This window comes from Actinomycetota bacterium (assembly GCA_028698215.1).
Lineage (GTDB): Bacteria > Actinomycetota > Humimicrobiia > Humimicrobiales > Humimicrobiaceae > Halolacustris.
The window spans coordinates 1-25,473 of the sequence record JAQVDY010000011.1 but is presented as its reverse complement, the minus strand read 5'-3'; the positions used below and the strand labels follow the sequence as shown (position 1 = coordinate 25,473).

Here is a 25,473-nt window from a genome sequence, read left to right as displayed (position 1 = left end):
ATGGAAAAAACAGAAATAAAGCAGGTGCTTGATTGGACCTCATCCAAGCTGGTTAGGGGAAATCCTGGGGACTTTATTGGTTCTATTTCTACGGACAGCCGCCATATTAAACCCGGTGATTTTTTTGTGCCTTTACGGGGACCTAATTTTAACGGGCACCATTTTATAGAAGAAGCGGTAAAGAGGGGAGCGGCGGGGTTTGTGGCAGAAGAAGGCTACAGCAGTAACCGGCCTGAAAAATGTTTAATTTTATCAGCTGCTGATAATTTAATATTCCTACATGATCTTGCCCGCCATTATTTAAAATATATCAATCCGGTGGTAATAGGCATTACGGGAAGTGTGGGAAAAACCACTACTAAAAATATGCTGGTTAGCATTTTGGGCCGGAAATATCCCATAGGCTTTACCCCTAAAAATTTCAATAATGATATAGGGGTGCCAAAAGCTATACTGGATTTAAAGCTGGGCACCAAATACTTTATTGCTGAAATAGCCATGAGGCAAAAAGGACAAATAAGGCAGTTATCAGAAATAATACATCCGGACATAGGTGTAATTACTGCTGTAGGTGAATCCCATCTGGAATTCTTTAGCAGTATGGAAGAGATAGCCAATACCAAAGCAGAAATTGCAGAATATATTTCTGAAAAAGGGGGAGTACTATTCTTAAACCATGATAATCAATGGACCCCGCATATTAAGGATTTGGTCTGCTGCCGGATTAAAGAGTTTGGGGGTGACCCCAGCCTGGATTATAATTTCAGGAATCCCAAAGCGGACTGCAGGGGAAGATTTTCTTTTGATTTTTTTTACCGGGAGCAAAAGGTGACTTCGGTCAATATGAATATTGCCGGCTATCACCATATTTATAATGCCTGTGCTGCGGCTGGAGTTAGCCATCACCTGGGCCTGGCTCCATCGGTTATAAGGGAAGGATTATCGCAGGCCAGCCTGGAGCATGACCGGATGCAGGTAATGCAGAAAGGATCAATTTTAATTATAAATGATTGCTATAATGCTAATCCCCTGTCAGTTTCTTTTGCTTTGGAAAGTTTAAAACAGATAGCTGATGCTAATCAGTCCAGGTCGGTAGCAGTACTGGCTGATATGCTGGAACTGGGACCTGATTCTGCCCGCTTACATTACCAGATGGGCGAAAAAGCTGCCCAGGCGGGAATTGATTTATTAATCACTTTTGGCCATTGGTCTGCATATTTTAATGATGGGTATAAGGGTAGAAGCGTTCACTTTGAAAGCAAGCAGGATTGCCTGGACAATATTGGGAAACTGCTAAAAGACGGTGATGTGGTGCTGGTTAAGGGGTCCAGGGCTAACCGTATGGAAGATATTATTAACCAAATTTGAATGGAAAATAAATGAACTGGATTTTCTTGTCGATAATAATTGGAGGCCTGATATCACTGATTGCCACCCCTATTTTTATCAAGTTTCAGAAAACCAAGCAAATTGGTGAAAAAATAAGGATAGATGGACCTAAAACACATTCCACCAAGGTGGGCACTCCTACCATGGGAGGGCTGGTCTTCATTTTGTCTTCTCTTATTGCCTTTACCGTAGTAAGCCTCATTAAATATTTTAGATACCAGGAGTTCAGCCGTGAAGGAATATTTGTGTTTACCGTCTTTTTAATGTGCTCTCTGGTTGGATTTATAGATGACTATATCTCCTTAAAGAAAAAGAGGTCCCTGGGTTTAAGGGGCTGGGTGAAAATATTTTTGCTGATAGTGATATGCATCTATTTTATAGTTATAGGCATATGGGTGTTAAAACTGGATACTACTATCAGCCTTCCCTTGACTTCGCTGGTTTGGGATATGGGTTATTGGTATTACCTGCTGGTAGTAGTAATAATTATCAGTGCAACCAATGCGGTAAACCTAACTGATGGCTTGGACGGGCTGGCTGCAGGCACTTCATCTATTGTGCTGGGCATGTTTATGTTTATTGCTTTTTTGGAGTGGACTATCTTTGATATAGGCTACAGTGTTGATATTGCAGTAATATGCGGAGGCACCATTGCTGCCTGCATCGGTTTCTTGTGGTGGAATACCGCTCCTGCAGAGATTTTCATGGGAGATACTGGATCCTTTGGCTTGGGCGGTTTAATAGCTGCAGTGGCCATTATTTTGAAACAGGAATTGCTGTTAGTTATAATTGGAGGAATTTTTGTGATAGAAACCCTTTCTGTGATCATACAGGTACTCTGGTTTAAAATGTTTAAAAAGAGGGTATTTAAGATGGCTCCTATCCATCATCATTTTGAGTTAATGGGCTGGCCTGAAATCAAGGTAATAATCAGGTTTTGGATAGTGGGGGGCCTTCTGGCTGGTTTGGGATTTTTCCTCTATTATGTAAAATTTATAGATTAGGGCTGCAAATGTTTTTAAAAGGTAAAAACATATTAGTGTTGGGATTGGGTAAGACCGGACAGGCGGTTATTAAAAAGATGAAGCCTATGGCTGAGACTTTGATTGCCCTGGATGATAATGCCCACGCAGATATTGGAAATATCAGGGAATTGGGCGTAAGGGTTGTTCTGGGCCCAGATGCCAGAAAAAAAGAAGCTTTAGATGATGCTGATATAGTTATTGCCAGCCCCGGTATTCCTGCCAGCCACCCAGTGATTAGATATGCCCTGGAGATAAATGTACCGGTATGGAGTGAATTGGAGTTAGCCTGGAGCTTGCTTCCCAGGGCAGAGAGAAAAAGAACTATTGCTGTTACTGGAACCAATGGCAAGACTACGGTAGTTAACCTGCTGGGCCATATTCTTAAAAAAAATGGTAGAGAGGCCAGGGTATGCGGGAATGTGGGGGACCCTTTAATTAATAACCTGGAAGGCAGTGAGCTGTACCGGGTGATAGAGGTTAGCAGTTTCCAGTTGGAAAGGTCTAACAGTTTTTCGCCTCATATAGGTATTTTGCTCAATATCAGCAGTGACCATATTGATCGGCATGGAAGTGTGGAACAATATGCTAAAATCAAATTTAAGCTGTTCGCCTACCAGAATAAATCCAGCTTTTGCCTGTTAAACAGGAATGATGCCATTATTAACCGTACCTTAGCTGAGACTGGGATTCCATCGCAGATCATCAATTATGGGCTTAACAGGAAACGGGATCTTAACTTGTGGTATAAGCCCGGGCAGATAAAATACAGTCTTTTAGGTAAAAAGGGCAGCATAAATATAGAAAAATCCATGCTTAAGGGCAAGCACAATATTTCCAATATCTTGGCATCGGTGGCTGCAGCTAAAATTTTAAATTTGGCCGATGAAGAGATAGAGCAAGCCCTAAATACTTTCCAGCCTCTGGAGCACCGCCTGGAATATATTGGTCAATGCCGGGGCATTGACTGTTATAACGATTCCAAGGCTACCAACCCCCATTCCACCATAGCTGCTTTAGAAAACTTTAACCAACCGGTAACCCTGGTGATGGGGGGAAAAGACAAGGGCATGGATTTGGATGATTTGCTCAAGGTTTTAAATATCAAGGTATCGCACCTGGTGCTGATAGGGGAATCAAAAACTCAAATATTAAAAAAGTTAGAATCTAAGGACATAAATTTTAAGGTATATAAATCCAAAACTTTAAAACAGGCGGTAGATACAGGTCTAGCTGTGACTCCCAAAGGCGGTGTATTTTTGCTGTCTCCTGCTTTTGCCAGCATGGATATGTTTGTGGATTACAAAGACAGGGGCAATCAGTTCAGGGCCCTGGTGGAGGAAAGAATAAATGACCGTAGACCGAAGGAACATACTTAAAATTAACGTTGATTTCTATGTACTGTTTGTACTGGTTTTCATATTATCTGTTTTGGGCATAATAATGATTTCCAGTGCTTCTACGGTTATAGGTGAAAGGTACTTTGGCGACCCCTATTGGTATTTCAGGCGCCAGATCTTGTGGTGGGTATTGTCTATAGCGGCTATGATTATCGTATCCAAGATAAACTACCAGGTATATAGGAGAATATCCATAGCAGCCATCCTTGTTGCCATAGTTCTGCTGGCCCTGGTATTGATTCCGGGAATAGCAGAAGAGATCGGGGGGGCCAAAAGGTGGATAAACCTGTGGTTTTTTAATATTCAACCTTCAGAGATTGCCAAAGTAGCCCTTATCCTGTTTTTTGCAGATAACCTTAACCGGAGGTATAGCAGAACCCTAAGGGCTAAAGACTTGTTTCTTCCTGGTTTTTTAGTACTGCTGGCCATAACTGTGCTGATTTTTCTAGAGCCCGACTTAGGTACAGCGGTAGTCATATGGGTTTTGGTATTTGTGGTTATGTATGCCGGAGGAGTTAGGCTGGGGCACCTTATAGGTATTACTTTTATAGGGGGATTGATTACGGTAGGTTACATGTTTTTAGAGGATTATAGAAGAGAAAGGCTGTTTGCCTTTCTGAACCGCAGCAGTGAGCTGGATGCTGCTAATTTTCAAGTAAACCAGTCGCTTATAGCCCTGGGTTCAGGAAATATTGTAGGGTTGGGGCTGGGCAACAGTGTGCAAAAATATTCTTATCTTCCAGAAGCACATACCGATTTTATCTTTGCCATTATTGGGGAAGAGCTGGGCTTGATAGGCACATTAACCGTTATCCTGATGTTTATTTTATTCACTTTTTTTGGCATAAGGGTTTGCCTTAGGACCAGGGAACCCTTTGGCCGTACCTTAGCTGCCGGGCTTACTGCCATGATTTCTATCCCGGCCCTAATCAATATGGGGGTGGTAGTAGGACTGCTGCCGGTTACCGGGCTAACCCTGCCTTTTATAAGTTCAGGAGGATCCTCACTGCTTATATCCATGGTAAGCGTAGGGGTACTGCTTAATATATCCAGGCAAAATATGATTGTAGGAGAGGTATCGGATGAGGACCAGGAAGACCAATAAAAGGATTTTAATCTGCGGCGGGGGTACAGCCGGGCATGTATATCCGGCCATAGCCATAATAGAAGAAATAAGGGCCAGCTATCCTGATGTGGAACTGCTGTATGTGGGGACTGCCAAAGGCATGGAGAGCAAATTTATACCTCCCCTGGGGATAAACTTCCGCACCATAAAAGCTAAAGGACTGACTGCAGCCAAGGGAAAATTAAAAAAGCTGGCCGGTACTGCCAGGTTTATTTTTACCAATTTTTTGGGCTTCTGGTCAGGACTTAAAGTATTGTTGGATTTTAAACCCAATATCATCCTGGGTATGGGAGGCTATGTTTGCACCCCGGTGCTGCTGGCAGCCATGATTCTCAGAAAGCGGTTTATGCTGCATGAGCAGAACTATATTCCGGGGAGGCTTAACCGGTTTTTTTCCAAATATGCCCAACAGGTATTTATAAGTTTTGAAGAGACTAAAAATTATTTCCCCTCTGCTTCTACGGTGTACAGCGGCAATCCGGTAAGAAAAATAATTAGGGAGTATAATAATGGCAAGCAGGATTATCAAAAATGGAACCTGGAAAAGGGAAGGTTTACCATAGTAGCTTTTGGAGGCAGCCTGGGGGCAGATAAATTAAATCATATCATGATTGATATTTACCGCTACTTTAAACAGAGCCAGGATCTGCAATTGGTATTGATTACCGGTAACCGTTTTTATGAATATTTTAAGCAAAAGAAGGATGAAATCTTGGATAGCCAGAGCAAGATGATATTAAATATATTGCCTTATGTAGAAGAAATGGATCAGGTCTACAGGATTTCTGACCTGATTATATCCAGGGCGGGAGCCAACACTATTGCTGAGTTGCTGATTACAGGCATACCGGCAATTTTGATCCCCTACCCCTATGCGGTACAAAATCATCAATATTTTAATGCCCAGTTTCTGGCTGATAGGGGAAAAGCCATATTAATACCTGAAAAAGATCTAAGTTCTGATTTATTGATTGACAATATCCGTGGTTTAATTGAACATAATAGAGAACATTATAAACAGTGGGTGTCCCGTCCGGCAAGGATACAAAAAATGGATAGCCATAAAGTAATAGTAGAAAGTTTGGTGAACAGCTAAAGTGACCGGAAATAAATATTTTTTAATCGGGATAGGCGGGGCAGGCATGAGTGCCATTGCCCTGGTGCTCAAAGGTATGGGCCATCAGGTAAAGGGTTCTGACATGAAAGAATCAAGATACACCAGTTTGTTGAAAAATGAGGGCATCGAGGTAATAATTGGTCACCGTGCCCAAAATTTAAAGGATAGCCAAATAGTAATATATTCTGCGGCCATACCTGAGGAAAATGTGGAAATGGTGGAAGCCAGGAAAGCTGGATTAACCCTGATAGGGCGCTCGGATGCACTGGCCCAGATACTTAATATTAGGAAAGGTATAGCGGTAAGCGGTACCCATGGCAAAACTACTACTACTTCCATGGTAGGTTTACTGTTAAGGGGCTTAGACCTTGATCCTACCATTATTATAGGGGGAGAACTAAATGAACTGGGGTCCAATGCCAGGTACGGCCAGGGCGAATATGTAGTGGCCGAGGCTTGTGAAAGTGATGGTTCCTTTTTGAAATATAATCCTTTTATATCCATCGTAACCAATATTGAAGATGACCATATCGACCATTATAAAAATTATGATGCGTTAAAAAAGAGTTTCTATGAATTTATGCAGAATACTCACCAAGATGGTTTTGTGATTGTAGACGGGGACCAGGTGAAGGTGAGCAGTGAAAGTATAGGCAGGAAAGTATTATCATACGGATTATCAGAAAAAAATGATTTGTATGCTGAGAATATAAAACATAAAAATCTACAGAGCAGCTATGATTTAATGGTAAGGGAGGGGCAAAGCTGCCGGAAACTGCCAGTAAAGTTAAGTGTGCCCGGCATGCATAATGTAAAGAACAGCTTGGCTGCCCTATCGGTATGCCGCTGCCTGGGTCTGGATATGCATAAGTCGGTAGAGATTATTCAATATTTTACCGGCACTAAAAGAAGGTTTGAAAAGAAAGGTGAAAAAAGAGGGGCGTTAATATTTGATGACTATGCCCACCACCCTTCTGAGGTTAAAGCTACCCTGGAGGCTGCCTACCAGGATAAAAAAAATCGCTTGATTACAGTGTTCCAGCCTCATCGCTACAGTCGGCTTTCTCATCTTTTGAAAAAATTTGGAACCTGCTTTGACTTAACTGATATCCTTATTATAACTGATGTTTACAGTGCAGGAGAGCAGCCCATACCCGGGGTTAACGGAAAAACACTGATAGATGCTGTCATTGAGGCAGGGTTTCCAAACAAGCTGGCTTATCTGCCCAAGCTGGACCAGATAAGCATTTACCTGGAACAGCATATCTGCAAGGATGATATGGTGCTGCTAATGGGAGCGGGAGACATAACCAGGGTAACCGAGGATTTACTGAAAGGTACAGCTAATGGGTAATTTGAAGATCAAAGGCCAGCCGGATATCCAGGGAATGGTGTTTAATTATGACATTTCTGGTAAATGCTCCCTTAAAGCGGGGGGCAGAGTCTTTGCCTTTGCCGCTGTAGATAATCTGGAGCAGCTTCAGCATGCTTATGATTTCTTAAGGAATATTGGACTTGAGGTTATGGTGATGGGCAGCGGTACCAATATTTTATTCCATCAGGATTTTACCAATATTGGGGTGCTGCAGCTGGGAAGAGATTTTAAGCATATTTCAAATGCCAAAGGATTGATTAAGGCAGGGGCGGCAGCAAATCTGGGTAAAGTTATTGTAGAGGGTGCTAAGATCGGATATGATTTATCCCCACTGTCCGGCATTCCCGGTACGATAGGAGGAGCCATCAAGGGCAATAGCGGTAATATTTGCAGCTATGTAGATAGTATACGGTACTTTTCCGGGCAGGGGGAAGTCAAATGCCATAAGTTAAAAGAAAGCGATTATGGCTATCGCCAGTTTAAGGCTGGCCAGGCAGAAATCATATTGGAAGCAGAATTGGCAGGATCCCGCGGAAAACCGGATAAAATAATGAAAAATATAAGGGAAGCTATCCGTAAGAAGAAACTAGCCCAGCCTATAGGAGCCAGAAGTGCGGGTTGTTTTTTTAAAAACCCCCCGGGATATGCTGCGGGACAGCTTATCCAGGAAGCAGGGCTTAAAGGTTTTAGGTATGGGGATGCTGCAGTTTCCGGGCAGCATGCTAATTTTTTGATTAATTGCGGCCATGCCAGCGCAGAGGATATTTTTGTTTTATCCCAAATTGTTAAGGAGCTGATATTTCTAAAATATAATATAAACCTGGAGCATGAAGTAAGATTGGTAGGATTTTAATATGGATTATGCGCAGTATTTTAGTAATTTATCTATCAGGGGAAAAAAAGATTCTATTAGGGTCGGGGTAATTGCAGGAGGAGTGTCTGCAGAAAGGGAAGTATCCCTTAAAACTGGAACCCAGATATTTAACGCTTTACAGAATCTAGGGTACCAGGTTAAATTTATTGATTTTAAAAATGATTTTACATCTCAATTTAGTGATATAGATATCGCCTTTCTGGCTTTACACGGCAGGTATGGGGAAGATGGTACCGTGCAGGGGGCACTGGAGCTTCTCAAAATTCCATATACCGGTTCCGGGGTGTTATCCAGCGCAATGGTTATTGACAAGGTTTTAACCAAAAAGTTGCTGCAATGTGAAGGTATACCTACTCCGGAATACATTGCTTTGGAGGGGCCTGACTATGGTGCCCTGGCCGATATAGAGGACAGGATCCAGTCTACTATGGGTTATCCGGTAGTTATTAAACCTAATCGTGAAGGTTCTACCATCGGTATCACCATATCCCGTAACCAAAAAGGGACAGAAGCAGGTATAGCGGAGGCGGCAAAACATGATAATGTAATATTGATTGAAAAGTTTATAACCGGCAGGGAGTTAACGGTCAGCATACTGGGCAGACAGGCCATAGCTTTGCCTATAATAGAAATAAGGCCGAAGAGCGGTTTTTATGACTACCAGTCCAAGTATACGGTTAACATGACTGAATACCTGGTCCCGGCACAAATGGATGACGATTTGGCTGAGGGTATAAGCAGGTATGCTATTCAGAGCCATAAACTGCTGAGTTGTTCCAGCTTGTCCCGGGTTGATTTTATCCTGGACCAGCATAATGTGCCCTATCTATTGGAAGTAAATACCATGCCGGGAATGACTCCTACCAGCCTGGTGCCCAAAGCGGCAGCCGCTGCCGGGATAAGTTTTGAGTATCTGGTAGAAATTATCTTAAATTTTGCTGATTTGAAAATTTAAATGAATGGTAGAAAAGCTGAAAACAAAAAAATAGCTGCCCGCAGAAGAAAAGTAGCCTTAAGAAGGTTCTGGTATTTTTTTAAATTTTTTTTGATGTTCCTGTTTTTGGGAGCAGCAGTATATGGATTAAACTATTTTTATAATAGTGAATACTTTAAAATAAAGGAGATTGAAATAAGCGGTTACCAGCATTACAGCCAGCAGGAATTGAGTGCTTGCCTGGGCTCATTTAAGGGTAAAAACTTTTTTGAGGTCGACCAGAAAATGGTAGAAGAAGTTATTTTTAAGGACTGCAGCTGGGTAAAAGAAATAAATTTCAGTAAAGTATTTCCAGATAAGGTGTCGGTAGCAGTAATTGAAAGAAAACCTTTCTTAATTGCTCATTACCGGGGTGGCTATTTTTTGTTGGATAATCAAGGAGTGGTTTTAGAATCAATAAGCCCCCAGGAACTGGAGCAATACAATCAAATAGTCCTGGTAGTAAATGCTCTTGATTTTAAGCCGGAAATAGGAGATAAAGTGGCTAAGAAGAATGTTCTTAGCTGTGGAGAAGTTTATTCCAGTATGGATAATGAGCTCAGAACAATTTTCAAACATGCGCAGGTAGAAAGCGGGCTGGGCGATATTATTTTTATAACCAATCAGGGGGGCAGGGTAGTATTTGGCAGTAGTGACCATATTCCGCAAAAATTGAGCATATTAAAAGAATTATTAAAAGATGATGTAAATTATAATATAATAGATTTAACAAATTTTGAGAATCCGGTAATAAACTGATGGGGAGGTAGAATTTGCCTGCTAAGGATGAATATATTGCAGCTATTGATATAGGAACTACTAAAGTGGTTACCTTGATTGGAAGGTTAAGGAAGAACAGCATATTAGAAATAAAAGGCTTTGGAACATCGCCCTGTAAGGGTATTAAAAAAGGTATTGTGGTTGATATAAATGAAGCTACTAAATCCATTCTTAATTCAATTGAAGCAGCGGAGAAAAACACTAAGTTATTCATAGACGCCGCTTATATCGGAGTTACCGGGAAACATATTTCCGTAGTGAACAATTGGAGCGAAATAAATATAAATTCTCCAAATAAAATAGTAAGAAAGTCAGATTTAGACAGGCTGCTGGGCCATGCTAACAAGATTAGCCTTCCGGCACAAAATGAAATCATCCATACCCTTATAAGGCAGTTTGTAGTCGATGATGAGAAAGGAATAATAGATCCGGTAGGTTTAGCTACTGAAAAGCTGGCAGTAGAGTTAATGGTAGTATATGGTTCCGCTACTTTGATTAAGAATACGGTTAATAGCATTAAAGCTGCCAATATTGAAGTGGAAGATATAATATTGGAGGCTTTAGCTTCCAGTGAAGCGGTTCTTACTGCTGATGAAAAGGAGAGTGGAGCAATTCTTCTAGATATTGGGGGAGGCACCACGGATGTGGCGGTGTATAAGGATAATAAGATGGTGTTTACCTATTGCCTTCCAGTAGGGGGAGACCTGATTACTAATGATATATCTATTGGACTCAATATTCCCTTTTCTAAAGCTGAAGAAATCAAAAGGAAGTTCGCTAATGTTGATTATAATTTTTATGAATCCCTTAACCGGGTTAATATGGGGGATATAAAAATTGACCGCAATAAAGCTACCCTTAATATAAGGCTGTATACTATTGTAAATTCCAGGGTAAAAGAGCTTCTGAGGCTTATTAAGGAGAAGATTGAAAGTTACGGGTTTATGTATTCAGTGCCTTGCGGAGTGATTCTTACTGGAGGGGTTTCCCAGATGAAAGGAATTGCCAATATAGCACATTCAGAGTTTAATCTACCGGTAAGAATAGGAGTTTCATGTGATGTGGAAGGCCCTTCCGAGGTAGTAAATGATCCCATATATTCAACTGGGGTAGGACTGCTTAAATACGCATTTCAGTTAAAGACTTTTGCCAGTGCAGAACCTTATGATGATAGGAGATCAAACGGCAGTTTTCTGTCCAGGTTTAAGGAATTTATAAATAAGATATTAAAAAGCTGATTTTAGGAGGGAAAAAGGTGAATCTTGAGTTCGATAAAAATTATTATGCAGTAATAAGGGTTATTGGAATTGGCGGCGGCGGAAGCAACGCTGTTAATAGAATGATGGAAGATAATATAAATGGTTGTGAGTTTATAGCAATAAATACTGATGCCCAGGCATTGATGATGTCTAATGCAGATAAAAAAATACTGATTGGCGGTTCCGGGCTGGGCGCGGGATCTAATCCTGAAATTGGTAGGGTTTCCGCAGAAAAGTCTATTGATTCCATAAAAGAGTCAGTAAAAGATGCGGACATGGTATTTATAACCTGTGGTGAGGGCGGTGGTACAGGCACAGGGGCAGCCCCGGTTATTGCTTCAGTAGCCAAGGAAATGGGCTGTTTGACCGTAGCAGTGGTAACCAAGCCATTTACCTTTGAAGGAACCAAGAGAATGATTACTGCCGAGGAAGGCATAAAAGAGCTAAGTGGTAAAGTAGACACCCTTATTATTATTCCCAATGACAAATTATTGGAAATATCAGATGAGAACACCACCCTGCTTAATGCTTTTAAACTGGCAGATGATGTACTTAAGGCAGGCATCAGGGGAGTTACAGACCTGATAACTTTACCCGGCCTTATCAACCTGGATTTTGCTGATGTGAAAGCAGTGATAAAGGATGCGGGTAATGCCTTGTTGGGTGATGGGGTCGCATCTGGCGAAAACAGGGCTATAAAGGCAGCCCAGAAAGCAATTAACAGCCCCCTCATTGAAGCTTCTATTGAAGGTGCCAAAGGCATTCTGCTAAACATATCCGGAGGCCCCGACCTTAAATTATTTGAAGTTAATGAAGCTGCTGAAATTATAAGGAATGCAACCAGCTCAGATGCTAATATAATTTTTGGAGCAGTTATCGATGAAAACATGAATGAGCAGATAAAGGTAACCATTATTGCTACTGGTTTTAGCGATAAAATAATTGAGACTGTGGGTAAGGAGAAGAAAAAAGAGCCTGAAAAAGAACAGAAAGAAATAGATAAGGTTTTTGAAAAAGACTTCTTTGCCGAAGAAAAAAAAGAGCAGGAAACAAAGCAGGAAGCCCAAACTGATGAAATTGGTTCTATGGATGATGACTATCTGGACATACCTACGTTTTTAAGAAAAGATAAAGATAAATAGGATGTATGACCTAAAGGAAATAAACCTGGAGGGCATGCCCGTATTTAGCCCCCAGGGATTAAGGGAACAGGGGATAGGCATTTATTTTACTACCCGTTACGGAGGGGTTAGTAACGGTCCTTATGATTCCTTGAACCTGGCCTTTCACGTGGGTGATGATTTAAGCCGGGTTAGCGCTAACCGAAAACAAGTGCTAAAAAAGTTGGATTTGGGGGATAGGCTTTATGATTTATGCCAGGTTCACTCAGATAAAGCAATCAGTCTTAATGAGGGCAACCTTAGCTTTTGGGACAATAGTGCTCCTGAGGCAGATGCCTTGATTACTCAGGTGGAAAATAGTGCCCTGATGGTTATGGGGGCGGACTGTAATCTGATAATACTGGCAGATAAAATAAAAAAGGTCATTGCTGCAGTCCATGCCGGATGGAAAGGGACTTTGGCTAAGATTTTAGGCAAAACCATTCAGATTATAATTAATTATTGGAACAGCAGGCCTGAGGATTGCCTGGTTTTTCTAGGCCCCAGCATAAGGAGATGCTGTTACCGGGTTGATAAAAATAGGTTAGCGGAGTTTACCGGCGCTTACGGCCAGGGCAGTTATTATGATTTTGATCACGGACAAATTTTTATGGATTTGGCTGATTTAAATAAAACCCAGGCTTTGCAGGCAGGGATTCCGTTAGAAAACATAGTAGACTCCGGGCTGTGTACTTTCTGTGATAAGAGATTTTTCTCTTACCGCAGGGCAAAAGTTACCGGAAGACAGGCAGCCATAGGTATTATCAGGGGGTAGTAATTGGATTACGGACATAGGGTTGAAGAGCTTAAGGAGAAGGTAGCCCAGGCCTGCCTTAAAGCAGGCAGGGAGCCGCAAGAAGTTACAATTATAGCAGCTACCAAATATGCAGAAGCGGAATCAATCCAGGAGATTATAGATTGTGGAATTATTAACCTGGGAGAAAACAGGGCCCAGGATTTAGTAGAAAAGGCCTCTCTGGTAAAAAAAGATGCTGTCTGGCACTTTATCGGACATTTACAGAGCAGGAAGGCAAAAATAGTGGTGCCCTTGGTTGAATATATACATTCTATAGATAAAATAAGTACATTAGAGAAAGTAAACCTGGAGGCGGGCAAAAATAACAAGGTACAAAAAGTTCTGATAGAAGTAAATGTTTCTGGGGAAGAGTCCAAATATGGGGCAGAGCCCGGACAGTTGGAAGAACTGTTTGGGGAAGCCATTAAGCTTTCCCATGTTGAGGTTAGGGGATTTATGGCCATGGCTCCCTTAAGCCGGGATATTGACTATATCAGGGATATATTTAGAGAACTCAGGGTACTAAGGGATAATTACAGCCGTAAATTTAGTCAATTAGCTCTTACTGAGCTGTCTATGGGTATGAGCAATGATTATACTATAGCAATAGAAGAAGGAGCCACTATGATAAGGGTAGGCTCAGTATTATTTAAGTAGCAATAAAAGTAGCAAAGGAGATGAAATGAGCGGATTAATCAGGAAAACGCTAGCTTTTCTAGGTTTTTCGGATCCGGAAGAATATGATCAGGAAAACATCCAGGAAGACAGCAATGAGGAAGATTACGATTTAAGGGAGAAATATTATGGTGGCGGCCGGTCAGGAGGCTCTAGCCGGTCCAAACGTAAAGTGTCTTTCCTAAATCCGGTAAAGCCGGAACCGAAATCAAAAGTATTTATAGCAGAGCCTCATAATTTTGAAGAAATGCAGATTGTTGGCCAGAATTTTAAATCAGCTATTCCAGTGATAATCAATCTTCAAAATACCAATATGGATTTGTCTAAAAGAATCATCGACTTCTGCAGTGGGATGACCTTTGCCCTTGAAGGCAGCATACAAAAGGTCGCCGATAGGGTATATTTAATTACCCCTTATAATGTGGAGGTTAACTCAGAGGACAAGGAATTATTAAAGGAAAAAGGGCTATTTAACCAATTTTAGGAGGTTGTTTTAGATTGCAGTATTGTTTGGCTATAATAGGTTGCGGCAATATGGGGGAAGCCCTGCTGAAGGGAATAATAGATTCAAAGGTTTTGGACCGCAGCAGTATAGTAATTTACGACCGGGACAAAATCCGGCTAAAATTTATTCAAGCTACTTACTCTGTTAAAATATCTGGCAGTTTGGCAGAAGCAGCAGAGGCTAAGAATATTCTGTTAGCTATTAAACCCCAGAACCTACAGGATTTTGTAGAAGAAATAAAATCATGCAGTGTTGAAGGCAAAAGCATAATAAGTATCCTAGCCGGTATATCTACCCGCTATTTTGAACAGAAGCTGGGTGAAATAGCAGTTATCAGGGTTATGCCCAATACTCCTGCATTGGTTAAAAAGGGTGTTTTTATAGTAAGCCGGGGCAGGTATGCCGGTCCCCATGATTTGGCCTTTGCCCGGCAGATAACTGCTGGTTTGGGAGAGACGGTGGTAATAGATGAAAAATACCAGAATTTGGCCACCGCTTTAAGCGGTAGTGGGCCAGCCTATTTTTTCCAATTCTGTAAATATTTAATAGATGCTGCTGCAGAGAGGGGTATGGATAAGAAAACTGCCAAAAAGCTGGTTATATCTACCATGGAAGGATCAGCTTTGCTTGTAAAGGAAAGCAGCAAGGACCTGGAGCAGCTGATTGCTATGGTCACCTCTCCTGGAGGCACCACAGAAAGGGCCCTGGAGCAGTTTAGCAGCAGCGGTATGTCGGATATAGTTGGCAAGGCTTTGGATAGCGCAGTAAAAAGGGCATTTGAATTGGAAAGTTTGCAGGACAGTTAGGAGTGGCATCATGAAAATTGCCTTTGACTTGGTTATTTATTTTTTACAGATTTATGTTTGGGTTATAATATTAAGAGCTGTATTGAGCTGGTTTAATTTTAGGCCTAGAGGAATATGGTTAACTTTTTACCGGTTTATTATGGAAATAACTGATCCTTTTTTAAGGATATTCAGGCGTATCATACCTATGGTAAGGGTAGGCAGGGCATACATGGATTTATCTTTTATAGTGGCTGTTTTGGCTATACAGGTTATAATATTTTTATTAAGGATAATTATGTATAGGGTAATAATTTGACAGGAGGAGTACTATGCCAATAAGTTCAGGAGATATTCAAAAGAAAGAATTTCATATTGCGTTTAAGGGCTATAAACCAGAAGAAGTTGATAAATTTTTAGATATGATTTCCATAGAGTTTGACCGTTTAGCTAAGAAAACCAATGAATTGCAGGAAACTGTGGATAAATTGAAGTACGATAGAACCAATGACTCCGATGAAATGAAGCAGGTTCTTCAGGACGCCTTAATATCTGCCCATAAAGTGGCGGAAGATATAAAGCAAAAAGCTAAATTGGAAGCAGATAATATTTATAATCAGCGCAAAGAAGAAGCAGAGAACGAATTGAGGGACCTGGAGTTGAAAAAAGAGGGTATTGAGCATGATATGGCTAAGGTAAAGGAAAAATACTTGAGCCTGAAACAATATTTACAGGATGCCCTTAAAAATCTAGAAGGTTTTGAAAAAGGTGAAACTGGAGAGCTTAGCAGCCAGGATGCAGAAAGCCAGGACCGGCTCCAGGAGCAGGAAGAATTGGCTCAGTTAGAAGAAGATAACCTGCAGGACAAACAAGGATCAGATAGGGTAAATAGCGGGCCTGCTCCAGAAGACCAGTCAACACCTATTCCAGTAGAAGAAGAGCAGTTAGAAAAACAAACAGCTGAACCGGTAGAAGATATTGAAGAAGAGAAAAACATGTTAGAGGAAGAAGAGGAAGAAGAGGATTTCAATATTGGTAAAAAGGGTAAAAGCCTGGATATAGCTAACCCTGATATCATTGATGATTTCTTCAAGACTGATGAAAAATGAGATACTGGATATTTATGTGCGGCCAGGTTCTTCAGTAGACAGTATTGATGGCTGGCATGGAAAATACATAAAAATAAGGCTTGCCAAAGCACCTCAAAAGGGAAAGGCTAACAAAGCTTTAATTAAACTTATTGCCTCCAAACTAAATTTGCCTCCCCAAAACATAACCATATTATCTGGACATAGGTCAAATTATAAGCAGGTATCAATAAAAAAACCCCTCCAAAAAGACATTATATCAGAATTACTACAGAAATAAGCCATAATTTATCTCAATACATTAATTAAGTAAAAAAAATAACTGATAACCCTGAAATACCTAATGATATAGAGAACTATTACCTAATATATATTATTAACTAATAATAGTTAATAATATAATATAAAATACAAAATTGACAAAAAAATACTAAAAATATATTATAATTACCATAATAAAGTATATAAAAAAATTTAATCCCAAAAAAAGCTAATAATAACTTAAAAAAAGCATGGAATTTATTTTAATAATAACCAAAAACCAGGAATTAGCTAGTAGAATACATAATATAGATATAAAAAATTTTAATATTCTGGTACAAACAAATTTAAACCATATAATATCCATAATACAGGAATATATGCCAAAATATATAATAATTACCCAAGATATACCTCAGTTATATAATATAAAGAAATATATTACTGAAAATACCCAGTGTGAATTGATCGTTGCGGGTAAAAGCAAAGCCAAAGACGGAAACATATATATAAAAGAGCTTAATAGCTGGGCACATCTAAGCAATATTCTAGATATAATAAAAAGATTGGAAAGTGAAAAGGAAAACTACCGGGTTATTAACCAGCAGGTAACTTCTTTATTTTCAGTACAGGGAGGAGTTGGTAAAACCAGCTTAGCATTAAACATTGCCTATTATATGGCCAACCTGGGAAAAATTAAGGTATTACTAATTGATTTTAACCTTGGGGAAGGACAAACTGATTTAGCATTTAGGTTAAACCTGCCGGAAATACCAAACATGGGGATATTTATTAAGAATACTGAAAAAAGTCCACAATCCTTATGGGAATCTATTTATCAGCTAAAGGAATTAAATATAGATATATTACAGCCACCATTAACTCTTGAACAGAGTGACCAGATTACCGTAGATATGATAGATGAAATGGTTTACTCTGCCCGGAAAAAATATGATTACATAGTAGTTGATCTTCCCTATAGTTATCAAAACAATGTACTGGAGATGATCAATATTTCCACTAAGCTGCTACTGGTTCTAACCCCAAATATGGGGGCGGTTGGCAGGGCAAACAAACTATTGAAGTATTTACCTCAACAGCAATACCAGAAAGCTGTTATAAACAGGGCGCCTGCAGATGAAAGCCAGAAAAAAAACTTAAAAAGGGAACTAAACATAGATTTGAGGGGATGGATTCCTATCATAAATCAGGATCAAACCATTCAGGGATTCCCTGATATGCAGCAGCAACTATACTCTATGGAAGAAATGATTATTTAAAATGGAACAGGAAAAAAAATTATATACCATCAGTGAAGTATCGGAGCTAGTGGGGATTAGTGAATCAGAGATAATAAGAATGGTCATGTTGAAAAAATTACCAGCTATAAGGCTGGGTAAAGCCATAAGGATAAATGAAACTGATTTAGAGGAATTCTTGAATAACTTTATAGGAAAAGAGGAATTAGCCTCACCAGCCGGAGAAGAAGCTCCTGTCCTATATACTGCAGAACAGGTAGCAAAAATTTTGAAACTTTCCGTGGATAATATTTGGAGTCTTTTAAAAACCGGAGACCTTAAGGGGTTCAAGATAAGAGAAGGGAGGAGTTCCTGGAGAATTCCCCAGAGCAGTATTGAAGAGTTTATTGAAAGAAGGACCCAGAAAAGCATTTAGGGGAGTGATATGAAAGGGGATAATAAGGAAAAAAGAGGCCTTACCTTTTGGGAAAAAGCATCTATTTTTATAATATTGATACTAATAATAACTATACTGGTTCTGATCTTTTTTGACCAAATAGTGGAATATCTACATATTTTGAAAGCCTGGTATGAAAGTGGTTAACAGCGATAAGTTTAAAGGAGGAGGTGAAAACAATGAAGAAGTTAATGAGAGTATTGATCGTATTAGGATCATTGGTTGGTATTTGCTCTACAGTAAGATGGTAGAAAAGATATTTAAAAAAGAAAGGGAGGTGAAAACAATGAAGAAGTTAATGAGAGTATTGATCGTATTAGGATCATTGGTTGGTATTTGCTCTACAGTAAGATGGTAGAAAGATTATATTAAATCGCCTTGTTTTGGTATAATTTTTTATATTTGAATTAAAAGGTAAACAAAACTAGTGAGCAAAACTAATAAGTTGATTCTACAGCTCTATGTTCACGCTGTGTTTATAATTGGCATAGCCTTGTTGGTTTATGTAATTATAAGCTATCGTAGCGTTTCCTGGTTGGGAGTGGGGTTGTTTGGTTTTCTGGTATTTGTGTCAGATAACCTTTCGTCTCCACTCCCTAAGACTGGCAGCGTATCAGTTAATTTTGGTATTACCTTGGCCAGCCTGATTCTTTTTGGTCCTTCTACTGCCTGCCTGGTTACCATTATTTCAGTATTTAATATTAAGGAATTCGTAAGGAAAACTCCTTATTATAAGCACTTTTTTAACGCTGGCCAGTACCTTATATCCATTGCTGCGGCCAGCATAATATTTGAATTTTGGTTTGACCGGTCCGGCAATAATTTCCTATCTCCAAAAAATATCGGGGTTATTTTCTTATCAGCATTTATATTTTTCATACTAAACACTGCTTTGACTACTGGGGCCATATCTATAAGCGAATCTGCAAATTTCTTAAATATATGGGTTTTTAACTTTGCCTGGCTCATACCTTTCCATATATTCTTGACTTTGATGGCCTTGGCCATATCTTTCTTGTACTCTGCATATGGGCCTTTTACTCTGTTGTTTACATCGCTGCCTCTAATAATTGCACAGTATACTTATCTTCTAAGGATCAAGGAAAGGAAAGCTCTGTTAAACAGTATTTTACAGATTGTAAAGATAATGGAGGCAAAGGATGTCTATACTGCAGGCCATTCCATAAGAGTAGCTACTTACAGCGAGGCGGTGGCCAGGGAAATGAAGCTTAATGAATATGATATTGAAATAATTAAGAATCTGGCAAATTTACATGATATAGGGAAAATACAGGTTGATTTATCCATTTTAAATAAACCTACTGTTTTGAGTGAAGAAGATTGGCAGGAAGTAAAAAAACATCCAGAAGTAGGGTACGAAATTGTAAAGGAGATAACTTTCTTAAAGGATGCTGCCTCTGCCATATTGTATCATCATGAAAAGATTGATGGCAGCGGCTATCCCCGGGGACTAAAAGGGAATCAAATACCATTATTTGCTAAAATTTTATGTGTAGCTGACTCTTATGATGCTATGACTACAGACAGGCCTTATACCAGGGCCCTTACTAAAACTGAAGCTATTGAGGAGCTAAAAAAGAATTCAGGAACCCAATTTGATGAGGAAGTTACGGAGGCTATGATCAAAGTTTTAGCCAGAAGGCAGGTATGATAAAAAAATATAACAGGATACTGGTGTTGGCTATAATCCTGGCTTCAGCAGGGGCATTAGCAGGGTACCTGTTTTTCTACTTCTGGCAGAACCCATCCTTATTCATAATTGATAAATTTAGGGTTCTTCAGAATTTTTTTGGAATACGCCAGTACAGCCAGGGGATGGCCCCACTGTATATTTTTCTTATAATCTTCTTCGGTAACCTCTTTTCCACTCTTGGTTACTTTGGGCTGGGTTATCTTAAGACTACGCTTCCCATGAGCTTTATAACTGGGTTTTTTATAATTATTTTTTTGTTTACCGGCACTATTAGGCATGCCCAAAACATACCTGGCGATGTTATTTTTTTGGTGTCAGTAGAAACTGCTTACAGGTTGATGATGTTAAGCTATGGAGAATATTTTTCTTTTTATAAATTTAAGCCCCGTACGATGTCTATTACTATAATATCATTGTCTGCGGGCTTGTTTTTGCTTGGGGTAGTCTGGGAAATGGTTTCTATTTATTATTGGTAAAAAACAGGCCACCAGCTTTACTGATGGCCTGTAGATTGGCTTATATTTCTGACATACGGTCGAAAGTAGGCTTTAAAGTAGGATAGAGACTCTTATATATTTCAAACAGCTCATCATATATCTTTTGGTTAGCGCTGTTAGGAAATACCTCGGTTTCGGTTTTAATCACTTCGGTAGCCTGCTCTACACTATCCCAAATACCGCAGCCGGTCCCAGCTACCAGGGCGGCGCCATAAGCCCCGCCTTCCTTGCTTCCACTGACTGTCTTTACCGGAAGCTGGAATATGTCTGCCAGCATCTGTCTCCATAATTTACTGGAAGAACCCCCTCCGGATACCCTTATTTCTTTGGCCACCAAGTTCTTATCCATTTCTGTCATAAGCTCATAGATCTGTTTCTGGCTAAAAGTAACCCCTTCCATTACGCTTCTGGCAAAGTCTTCATGATTGTGCCTTAAAGTAACCCCGATAAACAAACCTTTGGCATTAGGATCAGGGTAAGGGCATCTTTCGCCTATGAGGTAAGGAAGAAAGACCAAGCCTTTGCTTCCAGGTTCAGATTCTTTTTCCACTGCTTCATCAATGATTTTATAAACATCCTGGCCAGTTTCTTCTGCTGCCTTGTTTTCGTATTTGCACATCATATTCTTAAACCACTGAAATGATCCGCCGGCAGCCAGGGTAACTCCCATAATATTCCATTTACTGGGAGCATTGTTGCAGAATACCTGGAAATTACCGGTATGGTTGAAAGTATAGTTATTAAGGCCCATAGAAGTTACACCGGCTGTACCCAGGGTTATTCCCAATATACCTTCGATTATCAGTCCGGTTCCGGTGGTTTGGATTACCGCATCTCCGCCCCCTCCCGCCACCGGTGTTGATTTTAACAGCCCGGTAGCTTCAGCTGCTTCCTGGCTCAAGTAACCGCTAATTTCTGGTGATTCATAACATTTTGGTAATAGTTCCAAAGGTATCTCCAGTATCTGCAGCAATTCATGGCTCCACCTTCTATTCTTTACATCAAACAAACCAGTTCCTGAAGCATCTGATACTTCGGTAGCGAATTCACCGGTTAGCTTGAACCTGATATAATCCTTAGGATTTAAAAATATTACCGATTGCTGGTAATTTTCCGGCTCTTCCTGTTTGAGCCACAAAATTTTTCCTCCAGTATACCCCGGCAGCATGCTGTTATTGGTATATTTCAGCAGTTCTTCCCTGCCTCCTACAGCTTCATAAATATCCTGGCATTGCTGGTGGGATCTTTGATCATTCCACAGATAAGCAGGCCTGACTACTTGATGGTCTTTATTTAAAGCTACCAGTCCATGCATCTGGCCGGAAAGGCCGATGCCATTTATGTTCTTAGGGTCTATACCGCTGTTGTTGATTATTGCCCTTATGGTTTTGGCAGTGGCTTCCCACCAGTCATTAGGGTCTTGTTCCGCCCAGCCCGGCTTGGGTGTATACAAAGGGTACTCTTCCATGGCCGAGGCCACTACTTTTCCGTTGCTGTCTATTATTATTGACTTACAGCCCGAAGTCCCGATGTCGGTACCTATTATATATTGTTCTTGCATTTTTCTCCCCTCGTTTAAAGGTATTTTACTCTTATATGTTTTATTAAGAGGTATTCATATAAACCTTCAGGGCCGTGTTCATGTCCAAATCCACTGTCTTTCCAGCCTCCGTAGGGTGCATATAATACTCCGGCATCTACATTATTGATGGCTACATTTCCAGCTTCTATATTTTTGGATAAATAATTAGCCAGACTAAGGCTCTCGGTAAATACTATTGCTGCCAGTCCGTATACAGAATCATTGGCCAGCTCAACTGCTTCTTCAATGCTGCTGAAAGGCATAACGCCTACTACCGGCCCAAAGGTCTCTTCCTGCATAACCAGCATATCATGAGTTACATCCCTTAAAATGGTAGGTTCAAAATAGAAGCCTTTTTCATATTTTTTACCCTGTGGTTTGTGTCCTCCGTAAGCCAGCTTAGCCCCTTTAGCCAGGGCATCTTCTATATGCTGTTTAGCGGTGTTGACTCCTCCCATAGTACACATGGGCCCCAGATTAACTTCTTCCTTTAAACCATCGCCAATGGTTAACTTCTTGGTTTCTTCCACAAATTTTTCCATAAATTCCTCATATATATTTTCATCCACATATATACGGTTAATGGCAATACAAATTTGCCCCATGTTCCTAAAAGACCGCCTTACTGCCCCCTTTACGGCTTGGTCCAGGTTACAGTCTTTACAAACTATGGTAGGAAGGCTTCCCCCCAGCTCCAAAGACACTTTTTTAAAAGTATCCACACAACCTCTGAGTACCTGCCTGCCGGTATCTGTAGAGCCGGTGAAAGCTATCTTTTTTACTAACTTGCTGTCAAACAGGATTGGTCCAACTTCAGAACCTGATCCGGTAATTGCATTTATAACTCCTGCGGGAACACCAGCATCCTGTACACATTTTACAAAAGCCAGAGGGGATAGCGGGGTTTCGGAGGGAAGTTTGGCAATCATGGTGCAGCCTGAAGCCAGCGCGCCGCCTATTTTCCAGGCCAGTAGCTCGATAGGGTAGTTCCAGGGGGATATGGCAGCTGCTACTCCAATGGGCTGGTAAATTACCCTGCTCTCCATATCTTGTTCTACATTGGGAACAATCCTGCCATAGATTCTCTCTCCCTCCTCTGCATAATAGGTTAAGATATCTGCTCCTTTTTCCACTTCACCCAGGGCCTCCTGGAAAGGCTTGCCCTGTTCCTGAGTCATGAGTTTGGCAATTTCTTCTTTTCTTTCTTCAACCAGCCGGCTAGCTTTTCTTAAATAATTGCCCCTGGCAAAGGGAGATAATGATGCCCAGGCTTTAAAGGCAGAATTTGCAGCATCTATGGCTTTATCTATATCTTCTTTGTGGGCTTTTGGAACTTGCGCAAAGACCTCTCCTAAAGCTGGATTCACTACATCAATTTTATCTCCGCTATCGGCGCTAATCCATTTACCTCCAATAAGCATTTGTCCTTTTATCATAATATTTGCTCCCTATAATTGTTTATTATTGAAACTATCTTTCTTCAGGGTCTATTTTGCAGGTTACCCAAACTACGATTAAAGGAAGATTTCCGGATTGCTTGGTGGTGTGAAAAACACCTGGTGGAACATACAGGGCGTCACCCTGCTCAATTTCATACTCGTCTTCTCCTACAACCATGGTCCCTTTTCCCATGGCTACATAATAAACTTCTTCCATATCATCATGGGTATGACCAGTGGTAGTCCCAGTAGGATAGATAGTGGTATGTCCTAAAGTCAATCTCCTGGATTCACAGCCTTCGTCTTCAGGATTTATCAGATAGTAAGTATCTCTGAGTACTGCCTTATCCCTATTCTTGACCCTGTCTCTTAGAGACCGGGGATCAAGGTCTGCGGCTGCATCCTGAATATTTTTTACATATTTCATTCTGTTTACCTCCCTGATATAAAATATAATTAATACATGTTTGGGCAGTGGTTTAAAAAAGAACAATGTTGTTACTTACTGCCTGGTTCAGAATAGATTTTACACAAATTTAAAATGTTAGCAATTGATTTATTTTTGCCCTCGAAAGCTTCACTATAAATAAAGGCATATTTAACGGCCATAAATCATTTAAATTGGCAATATTATAACAGCATATGTTTCATATTCAAATCTACAAAATATTCCCACTTTGGCTAAAAAATATTTACTAAATGGTTTCCATATAAGGGTAAAAGAGAATTGAACCTAAAAAATGCAGAACTGCAATCATGTAAATGTTTAGAATATATGCAATAGTGCAATAAATTCTGGTTTTCTCTTTAAAAGTTTCTTTAATAGGCTTATAATATCCGTATGCTTTAAACATAAAATATTCGCTAGAGTATTTATTAGAGATTTGGGTCAAGCTGCTGGAGACTGGAATAAAAATAGGAAATTATTTTTGACTATATATTGAAAATATGTTAAAAGTTATGAGTCATTATATTTGCGGGGAGGTTAAATATTAAAGCTCGGGGGAACCTCTTAAGTACCAAGATTGCTATTACCATATAAGACCCGGGATAAAAGAATAAATTGACAAACAACTCATATTGGGATTAAAATTACTAAACTATAAAAGTAATATAATTATTATCAATCGCAAATTCAATTAGATACAATTAATTTAATAATTCAAGGTTTCATATAAATAAAAAGTTCAATTAAATTTTTGCCAGTTATTTGGCAGCAGTTCTTTGAAAAGATTAAATTGCTTACTGTAAAACATTAGCTTTTATAATAGCTGGTCCAAATTCTAGGAAAAATTTGGTTTTTTAAGTTTTGATTATAACTATAGGCTATTAGGAGGTGAGTTTTTAAACAATGGCTGAATATCAACCTTGTTCATAGAAGGAGGTGGTGGGATAAATTATAAGCTATATTAAGTACAGGATTATTTATTTAGATTGTAATAAAACTGATGTTAAGGTTTTAACATTGCAAACGTAAGAAAGAGGTAACGAGCTATGAAGAGATTTCTAATTCTCTTGCTTGTAGTTGCATTAGCAATTACATTCTCATTCGTTGGTTGCGCACAACAGCCAGCTGCTGAAGAGCCAGCTGCTGAAGAACCAGCTGCTGAAGAGCCAGCTGCTGAAGAGCCAGCTGCCGAAGAACCCGCTGCTGAAGAGCCAGCTGCTGAAGAGCCAGCAGAAGAAGTTGTAGAGGGTAAAGCTTTCTCTCTGGCAGATATTCCAGAGATAGAGAACAAAACTCCTTTGAACACTATTCTGGAAACTGGTTCTACCTTTGACCTGACACTTCCTTATTTCGAGAAATTTACTGAGGCCACAGGTGTACCAGTTAATATTGAGAGAATTGCTACTCCTGTAGTATATTCTAAAGAGAACGTAGAGCTGGTTGCAGGAACCGGTGTTTATGACGTTGTATATGTAGAAACTGCATGGACTGACGAGTGGGCTCCTTATATGGT

At 40.0% G+C, this 25,473-nt stretch carries 27 protein-coding genes; 24 read left to right on the top strand and 3 right to left on the bottom strand.

Annotated elements, in window-relative coordinates:
- The 23 genes from PHN32_04950 to PHN32_04840 all read left to right on the top strand — a co-directional run bounded on the left by PHN32_04950 (position 1) and on the right by PHN32_04840 (position 20,470).
- Positions 1-1,368, top strand: coding sequence for a UDP-N-acetylmuramoyl-tripeptide--D-alanyl-D-alanine ligase (locus tag PHN32_04950; GenBank protein MDD3776934.1), 1,368 nt, complete (start codon positions 1-3; stop codon positions 1,366-1,368).
- A gap of 11 nt (positions 1,369-1,379) precedes the next feature.
- The gene (gene mraY, locus PHN32_04945) at positions 1,380-2,393 is read left to right on the top strand and encodes a phospho-N-acetylmuramoyl-pentapeptide-transferase (GenBank protein MDD3776933.1); all 1,014 of its coding nucleotides are present in this window, start codon (positions 1,380-1,382) and stop codon (positions 2,391-2,393) included.
- A gap of 8 nt (positions 2,394-2,401) precedes the next feature.
- A complete protein-coding gene (murD, locus tag PHN32_04940) occupies positions 2,402-3,790 on the top strand; it encodes a UDP-N-acetylmuramoyl-L-alanine--D-glutamate ligase (GenBank protein MDD3776932.1) in 1,389 nt (462 codons plus the stop codon).
- A complete protein-coding gene (gene ftsW / locus PHN32_04935) occupies positions 3,762-4,916 on the top strand; it encodes a putative lipid II flippase FtsW (protein MDD3776931.1) in 1,155 nt (384 codons plus the stop codon). Before murD ends, ftsW begins: the two co-directional genes overlap by 29 nt.
- Positions 4,894-6,033: an undecaprenyldiphospho-muramoylpentapeptide beta-N-acetylglucosaminyltransferase gene (murG, locus tag PHN32_04930; GenBank protein ID MDD3776930.1), complete on the top strand. Its 1,140-nt coding sequence runs from the start codon at positions 4,894-4,896 to the stop codon at positions 6,031-6,033. The genes ftsW and murG overlap by 23 nt, the downstream gene beginning before the upstream one ends.
- Position 6,034: 1 nt before the next feature.
- Entirely contained in the window at positions 6,035-7,408 is a 1,374-nt protein-coding gene (murC, locus tag PHN32_04925) for a UDP-N-acetylmuramate--L-alanine ligase (protein ID MDD3776929.1), read from the top strand.
- Positions 7,401-8,282 (top strand): UDP-N-acetylmuramate dehydrogenase, encoded by an 882-nt coding sequence (gene murB / locus PHN32_04920; protein MDD3776928.1) that lies wholly within the window; start codon positions 7,401-7,403, stop codon positions 8,280-8,282. The genes murC and murB overlap by 8 nt, the downstream gene beginning before the upstream one ends.
- A 1-nt stretch (position 8,283) precedes the next feature.
- Positions 8,284-9,258 carry a D-alanine--D-alanine ligase gene (locus PHN32_04915; GenBank protein ID MDD3776927.1) on the top strand — a complete coding sequence of 325 codons (975 nt, stop codon included), beginning with the start codon at positions 8,284-8,286 and terminating at the stop codon, positions 9,256-9,258.
- Positions 9,259-10,035, top strand: coding sequence for an FtsQ-type POTRA domain-containing protein (locus PHN32_04910; protein ID MDD3776926.1), 777 nt, complete (start codon positions 9,259-9,261; stop codon positions 10,033-10,035). It begins immediately after the preceding gene.
- A 14-nt stretch (positions 10,036-10,049) separates the two neighbouring features.
- Positions 10,050-11,294, top strand: coding sequence for a cell division protein FtsA (ftsA, locus tag PHN32_04905; GenBank protein ID MDD3776925.1), 1,245 nt, complete (start codon positions 10,050-10,052; stop codon positions 11,292-11,294).
- A gap of 17 nt (positions 11,295-11,311) precedes the next feature.
- Entirely contained in the window at positions 11,312-12,457 is a 1,146-nt protein-coding gene (ftsZ, locus tag PHN32_04900; GenBank protein MDD3776924.1) for a cell division protein FtsZ, read from the top strand.
- A gap of 1 nt (position 12,458) precedes the next feature.
- Complete coding sequence (gene pgeF / locus PHN32_04895) at positions 12,459-13,250, top strand: peptidoglycan editing factor PgeF (protein MDD3776923.1); 792 nt, start codon at positions 12,459-12,461, stop codon at positions 13,248-13,250.
- A 3-nt stretch (positions 13,251-13,253) separates the two neighbouring features.
- Positions 13,254-13,928, top strand: a complete 675-nt coding sequence (locus PHN32_04890) for a YggS family pyridoxal phosphate-dependent enzyme (protein ID MDD3776922.1) — start codon at positions 13,254-13,256, stop codon at positions 13,926-13,928.
- 25 nt (positions 13,929-13,953) lie between these two features.
- Positions 13,954-14,430 (top strand): cell division protein SepF, encoded by a 477-nt coding sequence (sepF, locus tag PHN32_04885; GenBank protein MDD3776921.1) that lies wholly within the window; start codon positions 13,954-13,956, stop codon positions 14,428-14,430.
- 26 nt (positions 14,431-14,456) lie between these two features.
- Entirely contained in the window at positions 14,457-15,257 is an 801-nt protein-coding gene (proC, locus tag PHN32_04880; protein ID MDD3776920.1) for a pyrroline-5-carboxylate reductase, read from the top strand.
- 10 nt (positions 15,258-15,267) lie between these two features.
- Complete coding sequence (locus tag PHN32_04875) at positions 15,268-15,555, top strand: YggT family protein (protein MDD3776919.1); 288 nt, start codon at positions 15,268-15,270, stop codon at positions 15,553-15,555.
- Positions 15,556-15,568: 13 nt separating this feature from the next.
- Positions 15,569-16,345, top strand: a complete 777-nt coding sequence (locus tag PHN32_04870; GenBank protein ID MDD3776918.1) for a DivIVA domain-containing protein — start codon at positions 15,569-15,571, stop codon at positions 16,343-16,345.
- A 620-nt stretch (positions 16,346-16,965) separates the two neighbouring features.
- Positions 16,966-17,865, top strand: a complete 900-nt coding sequence (locus tag PHN32_04865) for an AAA family ATPase (GenBank protein ID MDD3776917.1) — start codon at positions 16,966-16,968, stop codon at positions 17,863-17,865.
- A 1-nt stretch (position 17,866) separates the two neighbouring features.
- Entirely contained in the window at positions 17,867-18,259 is a 393-nt protein-coding gene (locus tag PHN32_04860) for a helix-turn-helix domain-containing protein (protein ID MDD3776916.1), read from the top strand.
- A 9-nt stretch (positions 18,260-18,268) separates the two neighbouring features.
- Positions 18,269-18,427, top strand: coding sequence for a hypothetical protein (locus PHN32_04855; protein ID MDD3776915.1), 159 nt, complete (start codon positions 18,269-18,271; stop codon positions 18,425-18,427).
- Positions 18,414-18,638, top strand: coding sequence for a hypothetical protein (locus PHN32_04850; protein MDD3776914.1), 225 nt, complete (start codon positions 18,414-18,416; stop codon positions 18,636-18,638). The genes PHN32_04855 and PHN32_04850 overlap by 14 nt, the downstream gene beginning before the upstream one ends.
- Positions 18,639-18,707: 69 nt before the next feature.
- Positions 18,708-19,952, top strand: a complete 1,245-nt coding sequence (locus PHN32_04845) for an HD-GYP domain-containing protein (GenBank protein ID MDD3776913.1) — start codon at positions 18,708-18,710, stop codon at positions 19,950-19,952.
- Positions 19,949-20,470 carry a hypothetical protein gene (locus tag PHN32_04840; GenBank protein ID MDD3776912.1) on the top strand — a complete coding sequence of 174 codons (522 nt, stop codon included), beginning with the start codon at positions 19,949-19,951 and terminating at the stop codon, positions 20,468-20,470. Before PHN32_04845 ends, PHN32_04840 begins: the two co-directional genes overlap by 4 nt.
- 40 nt (positions 20,471-20,510) lie before the next feature.
- Here PHN32_04840 and xylB read toward each other — a convergent pair whose 3' ends face one another.
- Genes xylB through PHN32_04825 form a run of 3 tightly spaced genes read right to left on the bottom strand, consistent with a single transcriptional unit; the run spans position 20,511 to position 23,939 of the window.
- Positions 20,511-22,052, bottom strand: a complete 1,542-nt coding sequence (gene xylB, locus PHN32_04835; protein MDD3776911.1) for a xylulokinase — start codon at positions 22,050-22,052, stop codon at positions 20,511-20,513.
- Between the two features lie 14 nt (positions 22,053-22,066).
- A complete protein-coding gene (locus tag PHN32_04830; protein MDD3776910.1) occupies positions 22,067-23,509 on the bottom strand; it encodes an NAD-dependent succinate-semialdehyde dehydrogenase in 1,443 nt (480 codons plus the stop codon).
- Positions 23,510-23,543: 34 nt separating this feature from the next.
- Positions 23,544-23,939, bottom strand: a complete 396-nt coding sequence (locus tag PHN32_04825; protein MDD3776909.1) for a cupin domain-containing protein — start codon at positions 23,937-23,939, stop codon at positions 23,544-23,546.
- A gap of 1,067 nt (positions 23,940-25,006) precedes the next feature.
- Between PHN32_04825 and PHN32_04820 the strand changes: the two genes are divergently transcribed.
- Positions 25,007-25,473 (top strand): hypothetical protein (locus PHN32_04820; protein MDD3776908.1); only part of this gene is annotated, 467 nt, incomplete at its 3' end.

Coding starts and splice junctions, on each gene's coding strand:
- PHN32_04950 (MDD3776934.1), top strand. CDS start 1: ATGGAAAAAACAGAAATAAAGCAGGTGCTTGATTGGACCTCATCCAAG.
- mraY (MDD3776933.1), top strand. CDS start 1,380: ATGAACTGGATTTTCTTGTCGATAATAATTGGAGGCCTGATATCACTG.
- murD (MDD3776932.1), top strand. CDS start 2,402: ATGTTTTTAAAAGGTAAAAACATATTAGTGTTGGGATTGGGTAAGACC.
- ftsW (MDD3776931.1), top strand. CDS start 3,762: ATGACCGTAGACCGAAGGAACATACTTAAAATTAACGTTGATTTCTAT.
- murG (MDD3776930.1), top strand. CDS start 4,894: ATGAGGACCAGGAAGACCAATAAAAGGATTTTAATCTGCGGCGGGGGT.
- murB (MDD3776928.1), top strand. CDS start 7,401: ATGGGTAATTTGAAGATCAAAGGCCAGCCGGATATCCAGGGAATGGTG.
- PHN32_04915 (MDD3776927.1), top strand. CDS start 8,284: ATGGATTATGCGCAGTATTTTAGTAATTTATCTATCAGGGGAAAAAAA.
- PHN32_04910 (MDD3776926.1), top strand. CDS start 9,259: ATGAATGGTAGAAAAGCTGAAAACAAAAAAATAGCTGCCCGCAGAAGA.
- pgeF (MDD3776923.1), top strand. CDS start 12,459: ATGTATGACCTAAAGGAAATAAACCTGGAGGGCATGCCCGTATTTAGC.
- sepF (MDD3776921.1), top strand. CDS start 13,954: ATGAGCGGATTAATCAGGAAAACGCTAGCTTTTCTAGGTTTTTCGGAT.
- PHN32_04875 (MDD3776919.1), top strand. CDS start 15,268: ATGAAAATTGCCTTTGACTTGGTTATTTATTTTTTACAGATTTATGTT.
- PHN32_04870 (MDD3776918.1), top strand. CDS start 15,569: ATGCCAATAAGTTCAGGAGATATTCAAAAGAAAGAATTTCATATTGCG.
- PHN32_04865 (MDD3776917.1), top strand. CDS start 16,966: ATGCCAAAATATATAATAATTACCCAAGATATACCTCAGTTATATAAT.
- PHN32_04860 (MDD3776916.1), top strand. CDS start 17,867: ATGGAACAGGAAAAAAAATTATATACCATCAGTGAAGTATCGGAGCTA.
- PHN32_04855 (MDD3776915.1), top strand. CDS start 18,269: ATGAAAGGGGATAATAAGGAAAAAAGAGGCCTTACCTTTTGGGAAAAA.
- PHN32_04850 (MDD3776914.1), top strand. CDS start 18,414: ATGAAAGTGGTTAACAGCGATAAGTTTAAAGGAGGAGGTGAAAACAAT.
- PHN32_04840 (MDD3776912.1), top strand. CDS start 19,949: ATGATAAAAAAATATAACAGGATACTGGTGTTGGCTATAATCCTGGCT.
- xylB (MDD3776911.1), bottom strand. CDS start 22,052: ATGCAAGAACAATATATAATAGGTACCGACATCGGGACTTCGGGCTGT.
- PHN32_04830 (MDD3776910.1), bottom strand. CDS start 23,509: ATGATAAAAGGACAAATGCTTATTGGAGGTAAATGGATTAGCGCCGAT.
- PHN32_04825 (MDD3776909.1), bottom strand. CDS start 23,939: ATGAAATATGTAAAAAATATTCAGGATGCAGCCGCAGACCTTGATCCC.